The organism is Streptomyces sp. 2114.4, from assembly GCF_900187385.1.
Lineage (GTDB): Bacteria > Actinomycetota > Actinomycetes > Streptomycetales > Streptomycetaceae > Streptomyces > Streptomyces mooreae.
Genome location: NZ_FYEY01000001.1, coordinates 6137569 through 6159110 on the forward strand (window position 1 = coordinate 6137569; position 21542 = coordinate 6159110).

The 21542-nt window shown below is 66.4% G+C and carries 10 protein-coding genes and 3 rRNA genes; 10 read left to right on the forward strand and 3 right to left on the reverse strand.

Going from position 1 to position 21542, the window contains the following annotated elements:
* Positions 1–105 precede the first annotated feature (105 nt).
* Complete coding sequence (locus CFW40_RS27040; RefSeq protein WP_030088861.1) at positions 106–504, forward strand: OB-fold nucleic acid binding domain-containing protein; 399 nt, start codon at positions 106–108, stop codon at positions 502–504.
* A 3-nt stretch (positions 505–507) separates the two neighbouring features.
* Positions 508–1383 carry a DUF3159 domain-containing protein gene (locus CFW40_RS27045; RefSeq protein WP_371127256.1) on the forward strand — a complete coding sequence of 292 codons (876 nt, stop codon included), beginning with the start codon at positions 508–510 and terminating at the stop codon, positions 1381–1383.
* A 143-nt stretch (positions 1384–1526) separates the two neighbouring features.
* Here CFW40_RS27045 and CFW40_RS27050 read toward each other — a convergent pair whose 3' ends face one another.
* Positions 1527–2198, reverse strand: a complete 672-nt coding sequence (locus CFW40_RS27050) for a TrkA family potassium uptake protein (RefSeq protein WP_030088864.1) — start codon at positions 2196–2198, stop codon at positions 1527–1529.
* Positions 2195–2863: a TrkA family potassium uptake protein gene (locus CFW40_RS27055; protein WP_086721044.1), complete on the reverse strand. Its 669-nt coding sequence runs from the start codon at positions 2861–2863 to the stop codon at positions 2195–2197. Before CFW40_RS27055 ends, CFW40_RS27050 begins: the two co-directional genes overlap by 4 nt.
* Before the next feature lie 328 nt (positions 2864–3191).
* On the opposite strand from CFW40_RS27055, the gene CFW40_RS27060 reads away from it, so the two are divergent.
* The 6 genes from CFW40_RS27060 (at position 3192) to rrf (ending at position 15203) form a co-directional block, all read left to right on the forward strand.
* A complete protein-coding gene (locus tag CFW40_RS27060) occupies positions 3192–5156 on the forward strand; it encodes a potassium channel protein (protein ID WP_088802390.1) in 1965 nt (654 codons plus the stop codon).
* A 317-nt stretch (positions 5157–5473) separates the two neighbouring features.
* Positions 5474–7525, forward strand: coding sequence for an APC family permease (locus CFW40_RS27065; protein ID WP_088800464.1), 2052 nt, complete (start codon positions 5474–5476; stop codon positions 7523–7525).
* A gap of 303 nt (positions 7526–7828) precedes the next feature.
* Positions 7829–9157, forward strand: a complete 1329-nt coding sequence (locus CFW40_RS27070) for a class I SAM-dependent RNA methyltransferase (RefSeq protein ID WP_088800465.1) — start codon at positions 7829–7831, stop codon at positions 9155–9157.
* 904 nt (positions 9158–10061) lie between these two features.
* A 16S ribosomal RNA gene (locus CFW40_RS27080) occupies positions 10062–11590 on the forward strand.
* Positions 11591–11892: 302 nt separating this feature from the next.
* A 23S ribosomal RNA gene (locus CFW40_RS27085) occupies positions 11893–15013 on the forward strand.
* A 73-nt stretch (positions 15014–15086) separates the two neighbouring features.
* Positions 15087–15203 (forward strand): 5S ribosomal RNA (rrf, locus tag CFW40_RS27090).
* The 16S, 23S and 5S rRNA genes sit together here, the layout of an rRNA operon.
* Positions 15204–15548: 345 nt before the next feature.
* Here the strand turns inward: rrf and CFW40_RS27095 are convergent.
* Positions 15549–16484, reverse strand: coding sequence for a hypothetical protein (locus CFW40_RS27095; protein ID WP_088800467.1), 936 nt, complete (start codon positions 16482–16484; stop codon positions 15549–15551).
* Between the two features lie 628 nt (positions 16485–17112).
* Here CFW40_RS27095 and CFW40_RS27100 point away from each other — a divergent pair.
* Positions 17113–19002: a DUF2075 domain-containing protein gene (locus tag CFW40_RS27100; protein ID WP_088800468.1), complete on the forward strand. Its 1890-nt coding sequence runs from the start codon at positions 17113–17115 to the stop codon at positions 19000–19002.
* A gap of 394 nt (positions 19003–19396) precedes the next feature.
* Positions 19397–21511, forward strand: a complete 2115-nt coding sequence (locus CFW40_RS27105) for a DUF2075 domain-containing protein (RefSeq protein ID WP_088802391.1) — start codon at positions 19397–19399, stop codon at positions 21509–21511.
* Positions 21512–21542 lie beyond the last annotated feature (31 nt).

Sequence of the window (21542 nt, forward strand, 5' to 3'; positions counted from 1 at the left end):
ACGGCCGGGCTCCGGCCCCCGCGGCGGGCCGCGGCTTTGTGAGGCGGGTACGAAGTCCGTGTGCGGACCGTGATCCGCGGCCCCGGCCACCGGTACGCTGGGGTTATGAGTGCTGGGACCCGTTCCGAGAAGCCGGCCGGCCGATTCCGCCGGCTGCTCGACAGGCTGTCCTCCTCCGAGGAGGAGCTGCAGTCCGCCGAGCTGCAGCAGGATGCGCAGGACGCGGGGTGCACCCGTATCTGCGACTGTGACGACCGGCAGATAGTGAAGGTCACCGGCACCCTGCGGCATGTGACGCTGCGGCCGCGCGCCGGTGTGCCCGCGCTCGAGGCGGAGCTCTTCGACGGCTCCGCGGCGCTCGACGTGGTGTGGCTCGGCCGCCGCTCCATCGTCGGGATCGAGCCGGGCCGAAAGCTCATCGCCTCGGGCCGGGTCTCCCTGAGCCACGGACGCCGGGTGCTCTTCAATCCGAAGTACGAACTCCGACCGCTCGGACAGGAGTAGCCGGTGACGTCTCACGACCGACCGACCACTGACGCGGAGGGCGGCCCCGACGCCCCCGCAGGCCCCTCGCCCGAGCCGGGCGACCGAACAGATGCCGACCACAGGCAGGTGACCGAGGCGGCGCTGTTCGAGGCGTTCGGCGGCGTACGCGGCATGGTGGAGACCGTGGTCCCCGGCCTGCTGTTCGTCACGATCTTCACCATCAACAAGGATCTGCACACCTCGGCGATCGCCGCGCTGGCCGTCTCGTTGGTGCTGGCGGCCGTGCGCCTGGTCCGCAGGGACACCGTCAAGCACGCCTTCAGCGGCGTCTTCGGGGTGGTCTTCGGCGTGGTCTTCGCGATGATGACGGGCAACGCCAAGGACTTCTATCTGCCGGGGATGCTCTACACCCTCGGACTGTCCCTCGCTTACATGATCACCACGGCCGCGGGCGTCCCGCTCATCGGGCTGATCCTGGGGCCGGTGTTCAAGGAGAACCTTTCCTGGCGCACCCGCAACCCGGGACGCAAGAAGGCGTACGCCAAGGCCAGCTGGGCCTGGGGACTGATCCTCTTCGCCAAGTGCGCGATCCTCTTCCCGCTGTACTGGTGGGCGGACACCACCCAGCTCGGCTGGGTGCTGATCGCGCTGAAGATCCCGCCCTTCCTGCTCGCCGTCTACCTCACCTGGGTCTTCCTGGCGAAGGCACCGCCGCCGATCGACGTCTTCGCCGAGATGGAGGCCAAGGAGCAGGCAGAAAAGGAGGCGGAGGAGCGGCGCCGCGGCGAGCGCGCGGTGCTGGACGGGGTCGCCGACGACCTCTACCCGGAGATGGCGTCCGAGGTCGCGGCGGAGGCCGCCGACGAGCGGCCGCGGCGGGCGCGCCACCGCCGCTGACGGGACGGGCGGCCGACACCGCACACACCTGCGCCCGGGGCCCGGGAACCGCTTGGTTCCCGGGCCCCGGGCGCTTCACGTGGGTGGTGTGTGCCCCGTCGGCCGTCCGCCGGGGCACACACCGGCGGGCCCACCGGCCGGCGCTACGCGTCCTCGCGCCGCACCGACAGCAGATCCTCCAACTGCTCCTCGCGCGACTGGGCCGCGACGAACAGCAGCTCGTCGCCGGCCTCCAGCGCGTCCTCCTTGTTGGGCGTGAGCACCCGCGTCCCGCGGATGATCGTCACCAGGGAGGTGTCCTCGGGCCACTCCACATCGCCCACCCGGGTGCCCGCCAGCGCGGCCTCCGGAGGCAGCGTCAGCTCGACGAGGTTGGCGTCACCGTGGCTGAAGCGCAGCAGCCGGACGAGATCGCCGACGCTCACCGCCTCCTCGACCAGGGCCGACATCAGACGCGGCGTGGAGACCGCGACATCGACGCCCCAGGACTCGTTGAACAGCCACTCGTTCTTCGGGTTGTTGACCCGGGCGACCACCCGCGGCACGCCGTACTCGGTCTTGGCGAGCAGCGACACGACGAGGTTCACCTTGTCGTCGCCGGTCGCCGCGATGACGACGTTGCAGCGCTGCAGCGCCGCCTCGTCCAGCGAGGTGATCTCGCAGGCGTCGGCCAGCAGCCACTCCGCCAGCGGCACCCGCTCGACCGAGATGGCGGTCGGCGCCTTGTCGATGAGCAGGATCTCGTGCCCGTTCTCCAGCAGCTCGCCCGCGATGGAACGGCCCACCGCACCCGCGCCTGCGATCGCGACCCTCATGCGTGCGCCCCCTCAGGACCCGTGGCGAATGCCGCCTCCACCTTCTCGACCTCGTCGGTGCGCATCATGACGTGCACCAGGTCGCCTTCCTGCAGCACGGTCTGCGAGGTCGGCAGAATCGCCTCGCCCAGCCGGGTGAGGAAAGCGACGCGGACGCCGGTCTCCTCCTGGAGGGTGCTGATCTTGTGGCCGACCCAGGAGGGGGAGGTGTGCACCTCCGCGAGCTGGACGCCACCGCTCGGGTCCCGCCACAGCGGTTCGGCGCCCGAGGGCAGCAGCCGGCGCAGCATCTGGTCGGCCGTCCAGCGGACGGTGGCGACGGTCGGGATGCCCAGGCGCTGGTAGACCTCGGCGCGGCGCGGGTCGTAGATACGGGCCGCGACGTTCTCGACACCGAACATCTCGCGGGCCACCCGGGCGGCGATGATGTTGGAGTTGTCACCGCTGGAGACGGCCGCGAACGCGCCCGCCTCCTCGATGCCGGCCTCGCGCAGGGTGTCCTGGTCGAAGCCGACGCCGGTCACCCGGCGGCCGCCGAAGGACGAACCCAGGCGACGGAACGCCGTGGGGTCCTGGTCCACCACGGCGATGGTGTGACCCTGGCTCTCCAGGGTCTGCGCAAGCGCGGAGCCCACGCGCCCGCACCCCATGATGACGATGTGCATGCTGATTACCCCGTGCCCTGTACTAGCGCGCTGACCTGCACAAACACCCTGCTCACTACTTTCTTCTCCCAGTACCGGCGACACGGAGCCACGGCTCGTGACAGGACCGGGCGCGGCAGCGGGGGCGCTGGGCGCACCGTGGTCCGGTACAACCGTAGCCGTAATGGCGCTCCCGGTAGGGGGCGCGGTGGGCCGTGGTCGGATGCGGATCCGCGCCGTCCGCGCCGCGCCTCGGGCGCCGGGCTGCGCAGCCCGGCGCCCGTAAGGCACGCTACGAGGTGTGCCCAACCTCCCTCTCCAGCCCCAACAGGGCCACCGCACCCCGCACATGGTGGTCTGCGGCGACGATGCGCTGGCGCATCGGCTCGCCGCCGAACTCCGGGACGTCTACGGCGAACGGGTGACGCTCGTCGTCCCCACCGCCCGGGAGTCGCACCGGCCCCGGATCCCGCCGCCGGCCCGTGCGCTGGACCGTGCGACCGCGCTGCTGGGCCGGATGTCGGCGGCGATGACGCGGACGACACCGCTGCCGCCCGAGGGCCTTGACGACGACGCGGAGGCGCCGGAGGAGACCGTACGGCTCCTGGAGGCGGCCCAGCCGGACGATGCGGCGCTGGCCGCGGCCGGCGTCGCCGAGGCGGACGCCCTGGCGCTGGTCTACGACGACGATGAGCTCAACATCCACGCCGCGCTGCGGGCCCGCCGGCTCAACCCGCGGCTGCGGCTGGTCATCCGGCTCTACAACCGCAAACTCGGCCAGCATCTGGAGGAGTTGCTGGACCAGGCGGCGGCGGTCGCCGCCCTGGGCTCCGACGACGCCGGGGACGCGGAGGCCGTCGATGCCTCCACGACCGTGCTGTCCGACGCCGACACCGTGGCCCCCGCGCTCGCGGCCGCCGCGGTCGCCGGTACCAGCAAGGTCATCGAGGCGGACGGGCTGCTGCTGCGCGCCGTGGAGCGTGCGCCGGTGCCACCGGGCCGGCCCGGCACTCCGGGGCTGTGCACCCTGGCGCTGCTCTCCGCCGCCGCCAACGACCCCGAGGACGCACCGAGTTCGGCGGCAGGACACGAGGGTCCCGTACTTCTCCCGGACGACGCCGCGGCCTCGGCCGCCGTCGGCTGCGGAACCGTCGTCCTGGAGACCGTCTCCTATACGGGGCGGCCGGTGCGCCCCCGCGGACTGCGCGGCCGGGGCGCGCCGCTCGCCTCGCTCTTCTCCCGGCGGCTGCGCTGGTCGCTGGCCGGGGTCGTCGGAGCGGTGCTGGCGCTGGCCGTCGCCGGCTGGCTGACCACCGGTGAGGATCCGGTGCACGCCGCCTATCTCTCGCTGCTGGACCTCTTCGCGATCAACGACCCGGCGATCCACGACCCGACGCCCCGCAAGGTGCTGCAGCTGCTGTCCGGGCTGACCGGGCTGTTGCTGCTGCCGGTGCTGGTCGCGGCGGCGTTCGAAGGGCTCGGCACCTTCCGCAGCGCCTCGGCCCTGCGCCGCCCGCCCCGTGGCCTGTCGGGGCATGTGGTGCTGCTCGGCCTCGGCAAGGTCGGCACCCGGGTACTGGCGCGGCTGCACGAGATGGGCATCCCCGTGGTGTGCATCGAAGGGGACCCCGAGGCACGGGGCATCGCGCTGGCCCGACGGCTGCGGGTGCCGACCGTGCTGGGGGATGTCACACAAGAAGGTGTCCTGGAAGCCGCGATGATCGAGCGTGCGGCCACTCTGCTCGCTCTGACCAGCGAGGACACCACCAACCTGGAGGCCGCGCTCTACGCCCGCTCGGTCAAGCCGCGGCTGCGGGTGACGCTGCGGCTGTTCGACGACCGGTTCGCCACCGCCGTCTACCGCACCCTGCGCGCCGCGCATCCGCGGGCCCTGACCCGCAGCCGGAGCGTCACCTACCTGGCCGCGCCCGCCTTCGCCGGCGCGATGATGGGCCGCCAGATCCTCGGCGCCATCCCCGTCGAGCGCCGGGTGCTGCTGATCGCCCGGGTCGAGGTGCGCGGCCATGTGGCGCTGGAGGGCCGTACGGTCGCCGAGGTGCTGCGGCCGGGGCGGCTGCGGGTGCTGGCGGTCGACACCTCAGCCCCCGACGATCCGGAGCCGGACGCCGCCGCCGCGACACCGCCCGACGCGGAGCGCGAGCCGGCGCACCTGGTGCACGAGCTCGGCGACGGCTATGTCCTGCGGCCACAGGACCGGGTGCTGCTGGTCGCCACCCGGCAGGGGCTGGGCGATCTGCACGTCCGGCGCCACCGGGCCGCGGACACCGGGGCCGGAGCCGCCCGCCAGGGATGACTCACCCGTCACTTTCCGTGACGGGCGGGGTCAGTTCATGACAGCCCCCGCCCCTCCTCGTGACAGACCGCGTCATTCCCGTGACGGACCGCGTCAACTCCATGACGGATCGCCTCACCCCGTGACGAACGCCACGGCGACGGCCTCCCGGGGTCGCCCGCGTGCGCGTGACGTGCGGATCCTGTGGAGGCGACCGGCCACGATGCGCCCCTCAGCAGGGCGTACGCGTCCCGCCCGCCGCACCGCGGGCTCCGCCGATGCCACCCGATCCGGTAGCGGGTGGGCGCAGACCTTGACGAAGGCTTAGCATCCTCTGCGTGTCCAAACTGACCGACGTGCCCAAACGGATCTTGATCGGGCGCGCACTGCGCAGCGACAAGCTCGGGGAGACCCTGCTTCCCAAGCGCATCGCACTACCCGTCTTCGCCTCCGACCCGCTCTCCTCCGTGGCCTATGCGCCGGGCGAGGTACTGCTCGTCCTGTCCGTCGCGGGTGTGTCTGCGTACAACTTCAGCCCCTGGATCGCGGTCGCGGTCGTGGTGCTGATGTTCACCGTCGTCGCGTCGTACCGGCAGAACGTGCACGCCTACCCGAGCGGCGGCGGTGACTACGAGGTCGCCAACACCAACCTCGGCCCCAAGGCCGGTCTCACCGTCGCCAGCGCACTGCTCGTCGACTATGTGCTGACCGTCGCGGTCTCCATCTCCTCCGGGGTGGAGAACCTGGGCTCCGCGATCCCCTTCGTCGTCCAGCACAAGACCCTGTGCGCGATCGCCATCATCGTGCTGCTCACGCTGATGAACCTGCGCGGCGTCAAGGAATCGGGCAAGCTCTTCGCGATCCCGACGTATGTCTTCGTGGCCGGCGTCTTCATCATGATCATCTGGGGTGTGATCCGCGGCGTCGTCCTGGGCGACACGATGAAGGCCCCCACCGCAGACTTCACCATCCACGCGGAACAGGGCGGCCTGGCCGGCTTCGCCCTGGTCTTCCTCATGCTGCGGGCCTTCTCCTCCGGCTGTGCCGCGCTCACCGGCGTCGAGGCGATCTCCAACGGCGTCCCGGCCTTCCGCAAGCCGAAGTCCAAGAACGCCGCGACCACCCTGGCCCTCATGGGCGGGCTGGCCGTCACCATGTTCTGCGGCATCATCGGCCTGGCCATGGCCACGCACGTACGGATGGCCGAGACCCCCGCCAAGGACCTCTTCCAGAACGGCAAGCCGCTCGGGGCCGGCTACACCCAGGACCCGGTCATCTCCCAGGTCGCCTCCGCCGTCTTCGGCAACGGCTCCTTCCTCTTCATCATCCTGGCCGCCGCCACCGCACTGGTCCTCTTCCTCGCGGCCAACACCGCCTACAACGGCTTCCCGCTGCTCGGCTCGATCCTCGCCCAGGACCGCTATCTGCCGCGCCAGCTGCACACCCGCGGCGACCGCCTGGCGTTCTCCAACGGCATCGTCCTGCTGGCCGGCGCCGCCGCGATCCTCGTCTACCTCTACGGCGCGGACTCCACCCGGCTCATCCAGCTCTACATCGTCGGCGTCTTCGTCTCGTTCACGCTCAGCCAGACCGGCATGGTCCGCCACTGGAACCGCCATCTGCTCGGCGAGACCGACCCGGCCAAGCGCCGCCGGATGCACCGCTCCCGCGCCATCAACGCCTTCGGTGCCTTCTTCACGGGCCTGGTCCTGGTCGTCGTCCTCCTGACGAAGTTCACCCACGGCGCGTGGGTGGCGCTGCTCGGCATGGTCATCTTCTTTGTGACGATGTCCGCGATCCGCCGCCACTACGACCGGGTCGCCGACGAGATCGCCGCCGAGGACGCCCCCGACGACGACGTGGTCCGCCCCTCCCGGGTGCACTCCCTCGTCCTGGTCTCCAAGGTGCACAAGCCCACCCTGCGCGCCCTCAACTACGCCAAGCTGATGCGCTCCGACAGCCTCGAAGCGGTCAGCGTGGACGTCGACCAGGCCGACACCAAGGCCCTCAGGGAGGAGTGGGAGCGCCGCGGCATCGAGGTGCCGCTGAAGGTCCTGGCCTCCCCGTACCGCGAGATCACCCGGCCGATCATCGACTACGTCAAGTCGCTGCGCCGGGAGAGCCCGCGCGACGCGGTCTCCGTCTACATCCCCGAATACGTCGTCGGCCACTGGTACGAGCACCTTCTCCACAACCAGTCCGCACTCCGCCTCAAGGGCCGCCTGCTCTTCACCCCCGGCGTCATGGTCACCTCCGTGCCCTGGCAGCTGGACTCCTCCGAGGCCGCCAAGCTGCGCGCCCGCAAGCGCGCGGAGTGGAACGCTCCGGGTGCGGTCCGCCGCGGCCCGGTCGCCCAGCCGAAGAAGGACAAGGCGGCCACCAAGAAGTAGGGACACCGCCGCCCCGGCAGGACACCGGGGCGGCGCGGCAGCGGCAGCGGGGCGTGGTACGGGCAGCGGGAGGCCCCGACGAGGCGTGACATCCAGCGGCGGGACGCATGCCCCGACGAGGTGCGCTCCGCAGGAGGCCCGGCCGGCCCCGGCACAGCAGCACGGGACCGAGGCAGGACACGGCACGGCGGGACGTAGACTTGACGGTCGGCGTCCCGCCGTCCAGAGGGTGGTCCGGGCGTACCGCGCGCCTCGTACCGCCCCGTCTCGCCCCGCACCACCCACCACAGGAGTCCTCCCGCCATGCAGGCAGAACCGAAGAAATCGCTGGTCGGCGAGGAGTACGAGGTCGAGGTCGGCCCGGTCGCACACGGCGGCCACTGCATCGCCCGCACCGAGGAGGGCCAGGTCCTCTTCGTACGGCACACGCTGCCCGGCGAGCGCGTCACCGCCAGGGTCACCGACGGTGAGGAGGGCGCGCGCTTCCTGCGCGCGGACGCCGTCGCGATCCACACCCCCTCCAAGGACCGGGTCGAGGCCCCCTGCCCGTTCTCCGGCCCCGGCAAGTGCGGCGGCTGCGACTGGCAGCACGCCGCCCCCGGCGCCCAGCGCCGCCTGAAGGCTTCGGTCATCGCCGAACAGCTGGAACGGCTGGCCGGGCTGTCGCCGGACGACGCCCACTGGGACGGCACGGTCGAGCCCGCCCCCGGCGACAAGGTCGCCAAGGGCGAGGTTCCGGCCTGGCGCACCCGCGTCCAGTACGCGGTCGACGCCGACGGCCACGCGGGCCTGCGCAAGCACCGCTCGCACGAAGTCGAGCCGGTCACCCACTGCATGATCGCCGCCCCGGGAGTCTCCGAACTCGGCATCGAGAAGCGCGAGTGGCCGCAGATGGCCGGCGTCGAGGCGATCGCGGCCACCGGCTCCCACGACCGTCAGGTCATCCTCACCCCGCGCCCCGGCGGCCGCCTCCCCATCGTCGAACTCGACAAGCCGGTCTCCGTCCTGCGCATCGGCGAGAAGGACGGCGGGGTCCACCGCGTCCACGGCCGCCCCTTCGTCCGCGAGCGCGCCGCCGACCGCACCTGGCGGGTCGGCAACGGCGGCTTCTGGCAGGTCCACCCGAAGGCCGCCGACCTCCTCGTCGAGGCCGTCATGCAGGGCCTGATGCCCAAGAAGGGCGACATGGCCCTCGACCTCTACTGCGGCGTCGGCCTCTTCGCGGGCGCCCTCGCCGAACGCGTCGGCGACAAGGGCGCGGTCCTCGGCATCGAATCCGGCAAGCGCGCCGTCGACGACGCCCGCCACAACCTCCAGGACCTCGACCGCGTACGCATCGAACACGGCAAGGTCGAGGCGATCCTCCCCCGCACCGGCATCACCGACGTCGACCTCATCGTCCTCGACCCACCCCGCGCCGGTGCCGGCAAGAAGACCGTCAACCACCTCGCCTCCCTCACCCCCCGCCGCATCGCCTACGTCGCCTGCGACCCGGCAGCCCTCGCCCGCGACCTCAAGTACTTCGCGGAGGCGGGATATGGCCCGCGACGGATGCGGGCGTTCGATCTGTTCCCGATGACGCATCATGTGGAGTGCGTGGCGATTCTTGAAGCGGTTCGGGAAGGCGCCTGACCTGTGGTTTGGGCGGTGCGCCAAGGCACTGAGGGCCACCGCCGCAACGGCGGCGCTCGGCGCACCTCCTGGAGAGCGGCGAACCTTCGGCGGGGCGGGAGGACAGCTGGGTCCCCCCCCGTGACCAGGAGGTTCGGCGCCCCAGCGGACCGGGACAGCTCGAAACCACCACAGACGTCCCCCCGAGTCGTGCCGCACCCATAGGATCGTGTAAGTTCTTCGAGTTGCCACAGAGCCGGAACGGTTCGAGGCGACCATTCGCCGCTTCGCGGCACACCACTACTGCACGGCCCCTCACCGGGACCAATTTCGGCATGCCGAAATTCGACCGTGACGTGATTATGCGTCAACGAGGAATTCCGCTAAAGTAGTGATCACGCCGAAAGGCGCGGCAACGCAAGAAGCCGCACCCCAGGCAAACCCCTCCGACGGGGAATCGGAAACGAATTCGGGCCGGCAACGGAACGAAATCGGGTCTGCTAGAGTCGGAAAGGCCGGAAAGCGAAAGCCGAACGGCCGACCCGCTCCAACAGGGGCCAGACACGGAAACGGATCTGGTACGGTTGGAAACGCGAAGAAGCCGAAAGGCGGAAACGCACCGGCGAAAATCAGGCCCGCAAGGATCTGATAGAGTCGGAAACGCAAGACCGAAGGGAAGCGCCCGGAGATCCTGGTGAAACAGGAACAAAGGAAGCGTCCGTTCCTTGAGAACTCAACAGCGTGCCAAAAGTCAACGCCAGATATGTTGATACCCCGTCTCCGTCATGGAGATGAGGTTCCTTTGAAAGTCCACCACGGCCCGAGCGGTCGGGGTGGCACACACAGCGAGGACGCTGTGAACGACCGGACCTATTCCGTCCGCTCGTTCCGCTCTCGTGTGTGTTCACCGGATTACCGGTAAACATTCACGGAGAGTTTGATCCTGGCTCAGGACGAACGCTGGCGGCGTGCTTAACACATGCAAGTCGAACGATGAACCTCCTTCGGGAGGGGATTAGTGGCGAACGGGTGAGTAACACGTGGGCAATCTGCCCTTCACTCTGGGACAAGCCCTGGAAACGGGGTCTAATACCGGATACGACCTCCGACCGCATGGTCTGGTGGTGGAAAGCTCCGGCGGTGAAGGATGAGCCCGCGGCCTATCAGCTTGTTGGTGGGGTGATGGCCTACCAAGGCGACGACGGGTAGCCGGCCTGAGAGGGCGACCGGCCACACTGGGACTGAGACACGGCCCAGACTCCTACGGGAGGCAGCAGTGGGGAATATTGCACAATGGGCGAAAGCCTGATGCAGCGACGCCGCGTGAGGGATGACGGCCTTCGGGTTGTAAACCTCTTTCAGCAGGGAAGAAGCGAGAGTGACGGTACCTGCAGAAGAAGCGCCGGCTAACTACGTGCCAGCAGCCGCGGTAATACGTAGGGCGCAAGCGTTGTCCGGAATTATTGGGCGTAAAGAGCTCGTAGGCGGCTTGTCACGTCGGATGTGAAAGCCCGGGGCTTAACCCCGGGTCTGCATTCGATACGGGCAGGCTAGAGTTCGGTAGGGGAGATCGGAATTCCTGGTGTAGCGGTGAAATGCGCAGATATCAGGAGGAACACCGGTGGCGAAGGCGGATCTCTGGGCCGATACTGACGCTGAGGAGCGAAAGCGTGGGGAGCGAACAGGATTAGATACCCTGGTAGTCCACGCCGTAAACGTTGGGAACTAGGTGTGGGCGACATTCCACGTCGTCCGTGCCGCAGCTAACGCATTAAGTTCCCCGCCTGGGGAGTACGGCCGCAAGGCTAAAACTCAAAGGAATTGACGGGGGCCCGCACAAGCAGCGGAGCATGTGGCTTAATTCGACGCAACGCGAAGAACCTTACCAAGGCTTGACATACACCGGAAAACCCTGGAGACAGGGTCCCCCTTGTGGTCGGTGTACAGGTGGTGCATGGCTGTCGTCAGCTCGTGTCGTGAGATGTTGGGTTAAGTCCCGCAACGAGCGCAACCCTTGTTCTGTGTTGCCAGCATGCCCTTCGGGGTGATGGGGACTCACAGGAGACTGCCGGGGTCAACTCGGAGGAAGGTGGGGACGACGTCAAGTCATCATGCCCCTTATGTCTTGGGCTGCACACGTGCTACAATGGCCGGTACAATGAGCTGCGATACCGCAAGGTGGAGCGAATCTCAAAAAGCCGGTCTCAGTTCGGATTGGGGTCTGCAACTCGACCCCATGAAGTCGGAGTTGCTAGTAATCGCAGATCAGCATTGCTGCGGTGAATACGTTCCCGGGCCTTGTACACACCGCCCGTCACGTCACGAAAGTCGGTAACACCCGAAGCCGGTGGCCCAACCCCTTGTGGGAGGGAATCGTCGAAGGTGGGACTGGCGATTGGGACGAAGTCGTAACAAGGTAGCCGTACCGGAAGGTGCGGCTGGATCACCTCCTTTCTAAGGAGCACTTCTTACCGACCTCTGGTCGGTCAGAGGCCAGTACATCAGCGAGTGTCTGATGCTGGTTGCTCATGGGTGGAACGTTGACTATTCGGCACACTCGGTTGGTTGTCACTAGTACTGCTTCGGCGTGGAACGTGGGGATTGACGGGGTGGGCCGGGCACGTTGTTGGGTATCTGAGGGTACGGACTGTGGTCTGGACCTTCGCGATGCCGGCCCCAGTGAACTCAGCCTTCGGGTTGGGGTGGTGGGTGGCTGGTCGTTGCTTGAGAACTGCACAGTGGACGCGAGCATCTGTGGCCAAGTTTTTAAGGGCGCACGGTGGATGCCTTGGCACCAGGAACCGATGAAGGACGTGGGAGGCCGCGATAGGCCCCGGGGAGCTGTCAACCGAGCTTTGATCCGGGGGTGTCCGAATGGGGAAACCCGGCAGTCGTCATGGGCTGTCACCCGCTGCTGAACACATAGGCAGTGTGGAGGGAACGCGGGGAAGTGAAACATCTCAGTACCCGCAGGAAGAGAAAACAACCGTGATTCCGGGAGTAGTGGCGAGCGAAACCGGATGAGGCCAAACCAGTCACGTGTGATACCCGGCAGGGGTTGCGTGGTTGGGGTTGTGGGATCTCTCTTTCACAGTCTGCCGGCTGTGAGACGAGTCAGAAACCGTTGATGTAGGCGAAGGACATGCGAAAGGTCCGGCGTAGAGGGTAAGACCCCCGTAGCTGAAACATTAGCGGCTCGTTTGAGAGACACCCAAGTAGCACGGGGCCCGAGAAATCCCGTGTGAATCTGGCGGGACCACCCGTTAAGCCTAAATATTCCCTGGTGACCGATAGCGGATAGTACCGTGAGGGAATGGTGAAAAGTACCGCGGGAGCGGAGTGAAATAGTACCTGAAACCGTGTGCCTACAAGCCGTGGGAGCGTCGCACAAGGACTTGTCCTTGTGTCGTGACTGCGTGCCTTTTGAAGAATGAGCCTGCGAGTTTGCGGTATGTTGCGAGGTTAACCCGTGTGGGGAAGCCGTAGCGAAAGCGAGTCCGAAGAGGGCGTTGAGTAGCGTGCCCAAGACCCGAAGCGGAGTGATCTAGCCATGGGCAGGTTGAAGCGGAGGTAAGACTTCGTGGAGGACCGAACCCACCAGGGTTGAAAACCTGGGGGATGACCTGTGGTTAGGGGTGAAAGGCCAATCAAACTCCGTGATAGCTGGTTCTCCCCGAAATGCATTTAGGTGCAGCGTCGTGTGTTTCTTGCCGGAGGTAGAGCACTGGATAGGCGATGGGCCCTACCGGGTTACTGACCTTAGCCAAACTCCGAATGCCGGTAAGTGAGAGCGCGGCAGTGAGACTGTGGGGGATAAGCTCCATGGTCGAGAGGGAAACAGCCCAGAGCATCGACTAAGGCCCCTAAGCGTGTGCTAAGTGGGAAAGGATGTGGAGTCGCAGAGACAACCAGGAGGTTGGCTTAGAAGCAGCCATCCTTGAAAGAGTGCGTAATAGCTCACTGGTCAAGTGATTCCGCGCCGACAATGTAGCGGGGCTCAAGCACACCGCCGAAGTCGTGTCATTGCAACATGAGGACCAACGTCCGTTGTGATGGGTAGGGGAGCGTCGTGTGCCGGGTGAAGCAGCCGTGGAAACGAGTTGTGGACGGTTCACGAGTGAGAATGCAGGCATGAGTAGCGATACACACGTGGGAAACGTGTGCGCCGATTGACTAAGGGTTCCTGGGTCAAGCTGATCTGCCCAGGGTAAGTCGGGACCTAAGGCGAGGCCGACAGGCGTAGTCGATGGACAACCGGTTGATATTCCGGTACCCGCTTTGAAGCGCCCAATATCGAATCCATTAATGCTAAGGCCGTGAAGCCGCCCTGGATCCTTCGGGTGAAGGGGAGTGGTGGAGCCGCTGACCCAAGGTGGTAGTAGGTAAGTGATGGGGTGACGCAGGAAGGTAGTCCAGCCCGGGCGGTGGTTGTCCCGGGGTAAGGGTGTAGGGCGTTGTCCAGGTAAATCCGGACAGCATGAAGCCTGAGACCTGATGCCGAGCCGATTGTGGTGAAGTGGATGATCCTATGCTGTCGAGAAAAGCCTCTAGCGAGTTTCATGGCGGCCCGTACCCTAAACCGACTCAGGTGGTCAGGTAGAGAATACCGAGGCGTTCGGGTGAACTATGGTTAAGGAACTCGGCAAAATGCCCCCGTAACTTCGGGAGAAGGGGGGCCATTGCTGGTGATCCGATTTACTCGGTGAGCTGGTGGTGGCCGCAGAGACCAGCGAGAAGCGACTGTTTACTAAAAACACAGGTCCGTGCGAAGCCGTAAGGCGATGTATACGGACTGACGCCTGCCCGGTGCTGGAACGTTAAGGGGACCGGTTAGTCGACCTTCGGGTCGGCGAAGCTGAGAACTTAAGCGCCAGTAAACGGCGGTGGTAACTATAACCATCCTAAGGTAGCGAAATTCCTTGTCGGGTAAGTTCCGACCTGCACGAATGGCGTAACGACTTCTCGACTGTCTCAACCATAGGCCCGGTGAAATTGCATTACGAGTAAAGATGCTCGTTTCGCGCAGCAGGACGGAAAGACCCCGGGACCTTTACTATAGCTTGATATTGGTGTTCGGTTCGGCTTGTGTAGGATAGGTGGGAGACTGTGAAGCAGCCACGCCAGTGGTTGTGGAGTCATTGTTGAAATACCACTCTGGTCGTGCTGGATGTCTAACCTGGGTCCGTGATCCGGATCAGGGACAGTGTCTGGTGGGTAGTTTAACTGGGGCGGTTGCCTCCTAAAGGGTAACGGAGGCGCCCAAAGGTTCCCTCAGCCTGGTTGGCAATCAGGTGTTGAGTGTAAGTGCACAAGGGAGCTTGACTGTGAGACTGACGGGTCGAGCAGGTACGAAAGTAGGGACTAGTGATCCGGCGGTGGCTTGTGGAAGCGCCGTCGCTCAACGGATAAAAGGTACCCCGGGGATAACAGGCTGATCTTCCCCAAGAGTCCATATCGACGGGATGGTTTGGCACCTCGATGTCGGCTCGTCGCATCCTGGGGCTGGAGTCGGTCCCAAGGGTTGGGCTGTTCGCCCATTAAAGCGGTACGCGAGCTGGGTTTAGAACGTCGTGAGACAGTTCGGTCCCTATCCGCTGTGCGCGTAGGAGTCTTGAGAAGGGCTGTCCCTAGTACGAGAGGACCGGGACGGACGAACCTCTGGTGTGCCAGTTGTCCTGCCAAGGGCATGGCTGGTTGGCTACGTTCGGAAAGGATAACCGCTGAAAGCATCTAAGCGGGAAGCCTGCTTCGAGATGAGGACTCCCACCCCCTTTGAGGGGTTAAGGCTCCCAGTAGACGACTGGGTTGATAGGCCAGATATGGAAGCCCGGTAACGGGTGGAGTTGACTGGTACTAATAGGCCGAGGGCTTGTCCTCAGTTGCTCGCGTCCACTGTGTAGGTTCTGAAGTAACGACCTGTGTCATGTCCGGGTTGATATCTTCATAGTGTTTCGGTGGTCATTGCGTTAGGGAAACGCCCGGTTACATTCCGAACCCGGAAGCTAAGCCTTTCAGCGCCGATGGTACTGCAGGGGGGACCCTGTGGGAGAGTAGGACGCCGCCGAACAAATTTTGATAAAGCCCCTCGGGAATGAAAGTTCCCGAGGGGCTTTCTCGCGTTCTGGGGCTGTTCGGCTCGGTCACCCCACGCCCTGGAGGCAGTCGGACGCGACGTCCACCGGTTCGAGCGTGACGCGCTGGTCTTCACCAGGCTCCTCAAGGGCCGGGCCGCCCGCGTACCCAGTGGCTGAGACGGAAAGCCTTCCCCCGAACTGCGGTTTCGTCACGCAGATGCCGGCCGAGCTGCTCTCTTCGAGCCGGATAGCGGATACGACGTATGCCGAGCAGCGCGCACCGCTGACGGCGCGATGGCAAGTCAGTGCGCACCGTCAGGGTCGCCGGGATCACTTCACTAGGCCCGCATATCGGGCAGGCTCTTGGTGACGGCTTGCGCGTAGTCAGCGAGGAGATGCGTCAAACGGTCGTGCTGAGCGGAGAGTTGGTCGTACTCGTCGATCTCCGCCGGTGTCCAGCGCGCCCCGGTGTCTTCCAACTCCGACATACGCAGTCTGGCCATGGCAGCACTGACGACTGCCCGGGTCGCGTTCAATAGGCGGTCCGCGGTTTCGCTCGGGGCGCGGACGAGGAGGGCGTCGAGTTCGCCGCCGAGGCCGGGAAGCGCCGGGATGCCGAGCTCAAGCCAGCAGTCTCCCCAGAGACGACGGCGCCGCGCCTCCGGATCCTCGTCGTCCACCACTTCGATAGCGCCTGTGTTGTTCCGTCGAATGGACAGGCCGGAACGGGCTGCCAGGTCGGTGATCATGGTGGCGAGGTCGTCGCCGTTGCCGGGGACCGCGCCCGGCTGGGGTGCGCCCAGGAAGGAGCCCAGCTCCAGCAGCTTCCGCGTCTGCTCGTCCACACCAGGCAGGACCGCCAGGTCGTCTTCGAGCATCAGGGTGTCCGGTGCGGCGGCGCCCAAGCGTGCGTATGGCATGGGTGTCCCGTGGACCGCGGACTTCCATGCCGTCACGGCTGTGTCCACCCACCAGCAGACGAATTCATGCGCGGCGTCCCGGTGTGCCCTCGCGCACCGGATGGCCAGCCCCAGACGGACGGAGAGGAGCGTGTACTCCGCGTCGTACTGCGATCCCTGGCCGTTGGCGTGCTGCTGGATGCCGGCTTCGTTGAGCTCGTTCAACTCCTCCATGCGGTGCTGCTCGGCTTGCGACTCCTTGAGGAGGACGGCCGAGCAACGTGCCAACGCGGACAAGGCTTCGTCGATCTCAGGCGCGGTCATGGCCTTCGCCGGGGCCGACCTGGGGGCGGGGAACGAGGGGTGGCCACTCACGTCGGACTCCTGGAGGGTGAGGAGGAGAAGGGCGAGGGGGCTCTTGTAGGCCCTCTCAGCAACGGATATCAGCGGACAGTAGCCGCACGCCCGACAGAGTGTGACCGAAATGGCGCAAGATGATGTGCGCCCCCGCCGGGCGCGGGCCGGAGCCTTCTCGGCCTCCGTGAGCAGTGCGAGACAGCGCTGAATACCAGGCCATGCAGCAAGGATTGAAGTGTGGTGACCCGGCTACCTGCGATGAATGCCGGCGGCGGGGCCGATTGCTCCCACCGGGGGCGTCGGAGCTGCCTGCTCGGGGACGGCGCGTGCCGCCTGCCGAGGCAGCGGATGCGCCGGCTCCACGCACGGGCGAGGCTGGTGCGCCGTCGAGGGTGCGTTGGCCGACTGCTTGCCGATGTACTCCTGGAGGACCCGGCCGCCGCCGGGCCGGACTGGGTGGCGCGCGGTCACTGACCACGGGTTGACCGGGTGGTGTCCCTGATGCCCCTGCACGGCTGTCAGCGCCGCCAGGTACCCTCGGACACATCGTCAACGCGGCCCGACGGGCTTCCTCTCCACCTCGGTGGAGTCTCGAAGGACACGCCCCCACCCGCACGAGTCATTTCGTGCTGCCTGGGGGAAGTCCTTGCTGTTCCGTGCGTCCGCGAAAACGGTCGCTGTCATGGCACTCGACGGTTCGCTGTTCTCGCACCCCACCGACCAGTTCGTCCACATGCATGGCTACCAGCCCACCACCTCGGAGGTGCGTTCCTGGGAGCGCAGCATCCCCGTTCTGGCCGCCGCGCTCAACGACGCGGGCCTGGGGGACGTGGAGGTCATGCTGGAGTACGCACTCCCGCTGAACAGTAAACGCGCCGACGTCGTGCTGGCCGGAGTGCATCCGGTGACAGGGGAATCGTCGTACGTCGTAGTGGAGCTGAAGCAGTGGAGCCAGGCCGTACCTGATGAGGACGACCCGGTTCTGTGCCGTATCGACGCGTACGCACATCCGGTCCTCAACCCCATAGAGCAGGTACGGCGCTACTGCGAGTACCTCGTGAACTTCAATGGGGCGGTGGCCGAGCACCCCGGCCGTATCAGCGGAGTGGCGTTTCTCCACAACGCCACCGATGCCGGCGTCAGCGGTCTGCGCGCGATAGAGCTCGACGACCGCGGTCAGCTGTTCACCGGTGACCGGCGGGGAGAGTTCCTGGATCACCTCCGCGCCAGGCTCAGCGACAGGCACCCGGGCGCCCGCGCCGCCGACGAACTGCAGGCGGGTAAGACCGTCCCCTCGAAGCAGTTGATGGCAGTCGCGGCCCAAGAGGTACGTGAACGCGAGCAGTTCGTCCTTCTCGACGAACAACAGGTCGCGTACCGCTGCGTGCTCAACGCTGTGCGCAGGGCGAAGCGGTCCGACCACAAGGAGATCGTGGTGGTCACCGGCGGGCCCGGCACTGGTAAGAGCATCATCGCGCTTTCCCTGCTCGGCGAGCTGTACCGGCAGGGCGTTCCAGCCCTGCATGCCACTGGTTCCCAGTCGTTCACCAAGACGATGCGAAAGGTCGCGGGTACCCGTAAGCGCGAGGTGCAGGAGCTGTTCAAGTACTTCAACAGCTTCATGACCACAGAGGAGAACAGCCTCGATGTCCTGATCTGCGACGAGGCCCACCGCATCCGTGAGACCTCCGCCAACCGCTACACGCCCGCGGCCCACCGCACCGGCAGGCGGCAGATCGACGAACTCATCGACGTCGCCCATGTCCCCGTCTTCCTCCTGGATGAGCACCAGGTGGTGCGACCCGGCGAGATGGGCACCTTGGAAGAAATCAAGGCGGTTGCGGCAGCCAGGGGCCTGAACTGCCAGGTCGTGCCGCTGGAAAGCCAGTTTCGTTGCGGTGGCAGCGATGCCTATCTGCGCTGGGTAGTGCGGCTACTCGGCCTGGAGCCCGGCGGCCCGGTGCCGTGGGAGCCGGACGATCGCATGCGGCTGCTGGTCGCCGACAGTCCGCAGGAGATGGAAGCCTTCCTCGACGCCCGCCGGAACCAGAACAACAGCGCCCGCATGTCCGCCGGCTACTGCTGGCGTTGGTCCCCGGAACCCAGGCCCGGCGCTCCACTGCCCGCTGACGTCGTCATCGGGGACTGGGCCCGCCCCTGGAACCTGCGAGGCGACCGCTCCGTGTCCGGCGCGCCTCCGTCCGCCCTGTGGGCCACTGATTCTGCGGGCTTCGGACAGATCGGCTGCGTCTACACCGCTCAGGGCTTCGAATACGACTGGTCCGGTGTCATCATCGGCCCTGACCTGGTTTGGCGCGGCGACCGATGGGTCACGGACCGCACGGCGTCCAAGGACCCGGTCTTCAAGAAGTCCACCCCGGAGTCCGATGTGGACCGACTCATCCGCAACACCTACAAGGTGTTGCTGACCCGAGGAATGATCGGCACGATCGTTTACTCACCGGATCCGGAGACCCAGGAGAAGCTGCGGGAACTGGTGGGTGGCTGCCTGGATCGGGAACACACCGTGGGCTGAACGCACGGCGGCAAGCCTGGCAGGAGGGGAGGGCCGGAAAGGGCCCTCGCTCGGCATCGCGGCGTATGCCGACCCTCCGCCCGGAGCCGTCGGGATCTGCATGTCCTCTGGGGTACTCGGTGCTCCATGACTTCCGCTTGCCACCGGGCATAGTCGGCCTCACGCAGCTGGTAGAAGGTCCCCTTGGGGCCACTGTCCAGAACAGGCCTCACGCCCCTGACGGCGTGATCCGGCCACAATGCCTGCAGTCATGGCCGACAGCGGCGCCGAGTTTCCCGGTAGGCGGCCGTATCCCTAAGATTTCCGGTACCGGTTGCGGCCCGACGGGCTTCCCACGAGGACATGCCCCCACCCGCACGAGTCACTCGTGCCCAGGGGGAACCACCTCGTGTCGATGCTGCTGCTGAAGTTGGCGGCTGAAGATCTGCTTACGTTGAATGCAAGGCGTTGTATGGTGCCGCATCTCGCCGCCCGATGGCGACACTTCCGTGGGGCCGAGGCCTCGCTGACGGAACGTTCCGCGTGGGCGGAAAGCCTGGTGAGCCTTGCCAATGACCTGGTCGCCGCCGGTCGCGGCAAGGTGGAGATGATCGTCGAGTGCGCTGCCACGCTCGACGAGGCCGAACGACCGGCTGATCCCCGACTCATCGATGTCGTTCTCGTGGGCCATCATCCGCAGGAGCGTCGATTGTCCGTACAACTGGTCGAGCTGAAGCGTTGGTCGATGGTGACCAGGGTGGAACAGGCCACCGCGGAGCTGGTGCACGTACCGGGGATGGGCAGGAAGAAACACCCTGTCGTCCAGCTGCGTGAATATTACGAGGCTTTCACGAGCAGTAGGGGGCCGCTGAACGGGCTCGAATTCGAATGCGGCGGATTCGCTTACCTGCACAACGCCACCGAGGCGTCCGTGCGGGCCCTGATCGACGTGGATGCGCCGACCGGCGCCTATGCGCAGGTGTACACGAACGACCGGCGTGAAGAGCTGCTGTGCGATCTCCGGAGGAACTTCGCTGAGGAAGGGGGCGCCTCCGCGGCCGAGATGCTCCTGCGGAGCATGGGGCTGCGCAACACGCCTCTGCTTGATGCCATGATTCGTTCCCGTGGAGACGACACCGTCTTCACGCTGCGCGGTCGGCAGAAGACGGTCGCTGACCAGATCCTGGAAACCGCTGGTCAAGCCCTCCCGGACCCGCAGCGTCCCGCCCTCGTCCCGGACGAACGGCGAGTGGTCTTCTTGGTGACCGGTGGCGCCGGCACCGGCAAAAGCGCCATTGGCCTTCAGATCAAAGCAGAGTTGGAGGCCCAGGGCCGGACGGTCAAGTATGCCAGCGGCAGCAGGGCCTTCAACGGCGCGATGCAGGAACACGTCGGCTACGGCGACCGGCAGTTCAGGGAGAGCTTCACCTACTTCAGCAGCTTCGTCACCCCGCCGGACCCGCCGCTGGACGTGCTGATCTGCGATGAAGCGCACCGCCTGCGAGACCGCTCGACCAACCGTTTCTGGAAGCCCGAACAGCAGGGCACACAACCGCAAGTGGATGAGCTTCTCGATGCGTCCCGCCTGACGGTGTTCTTCCTGGACGAGTGCCAGTCCGTGCGGCCGAATGAGGTGGGCACCGTCGGTCTGATCGAGGACGCGGCGGAACGACACAACGCACGACTCGTGCGATACGGCCTCCAGGAGCAGTTCCGGTGCGGCGGCAGTGCCGCCTACATCCGCTGGGTGCGGGCCGTCCTCGGGGTGACGGATAGCGCGCCGGAGCAGTGGACACCGGACGGTCTGATGCACGTCGAGGTGGCGGATACCCCGGAGGAACTCGAACGCATCATTCGTGCCGAAGCCCTGGCCGGCGCCTCCGCACGCATGGTTGCGGGCTACTGCTGGCCCTGGACGAAGCCGCTCGGCAAGGAGAAGCGGTTGGAGGCCGACGTCCGTATCGGTGCCTGGCACAGGGCGTGGAACGCGGACAGTGACACGTTCTGCCAGAACGACGCACCGCCGTCGAAGATCTGGTCCGTGCACGAGAACGGCCTCGACCAGATCGGCTGTGTCTACACGGCACAGGGCCTCGAGTGGGACTGGTGCGGCGTGATCATGGGTGAGGACATGGTGCGCCGCGACGGCCGATGGGTGTTCCGCCGGGGCAAGGAGCGCAAGGGCCTGGAACCGGGCGTCAAGCGCGTTGATGTACCCGGCTCGTTCGACCCGAAGGTGAGAGCCGGAAGTGTCGATGACGAGGAGTTCGCCCGGCTCATCCGACATGCCTACCACGTGCTGATGACCCGGGCCAGCCGCGCGACCGTGCTCTACTCCACGGATGAGGAGACGCGGGCCTACCTGAAGGAACTCGTCGGTGAGCTCCAGATCCACGGGCTGCGCCCCACCTGGGAGAACCTGCCGTCCGAGGCACGCATTCCGCACCTGCCGCGGCCCCGGAGGGGAAGGCGCCCCCGCAGGAATCAGAGCAGGCTGGGTACACAGGAGCCGGATCTGCGGCTGTTCTGACTGACCACGCCGACAATGCGGAGTGGCGGGC

Coding starts and splice junctions, on each gene's coding strand:
- CFW40_RS27040 (WP_030088861.1), top strand. CDS start 106: ATGAGTGCTGGGACCCGTTCCGAGAAGCCGGCCGGCCGATTCCGCCGG.
- CFW40_RS27050 (WP_030088864.1), bottom strand. CDS start 2,198: ATGAGGGTCGCGATCGCAGGCGCGGGTGCGGTGGGCCGTTCCATCGCG.
- CFW40_RS27055 (WP_086721044.1), bottom strand. CDS start 2,863: ATGCACATCGTCATCATGGGGTGCGGGCGCGTGGGCTCCGCGCTTGCG.
- CFW40_RS27060 (WP_088802390.1), top strand. CDS start 3,192: ATGGTGGTCTGCGGCGACGATGCGCTGGCGCATCGGCTCGCCGCCGAA.
- CFW40_RS27070 (WP_088800465.1), top strand. CDS start 7,829: ATGCAGGCAGAACCGAAGAAATCGCTGGTCGGCGAGGAGTACGAGGTC.
- CFW40_RS27105 (WP_088802391.1), top strand. CDS start 19,397: ATGCTGCTGCTGAAGTTGGCGGCTGAAGATCTGCTTACGTTGAATGCA.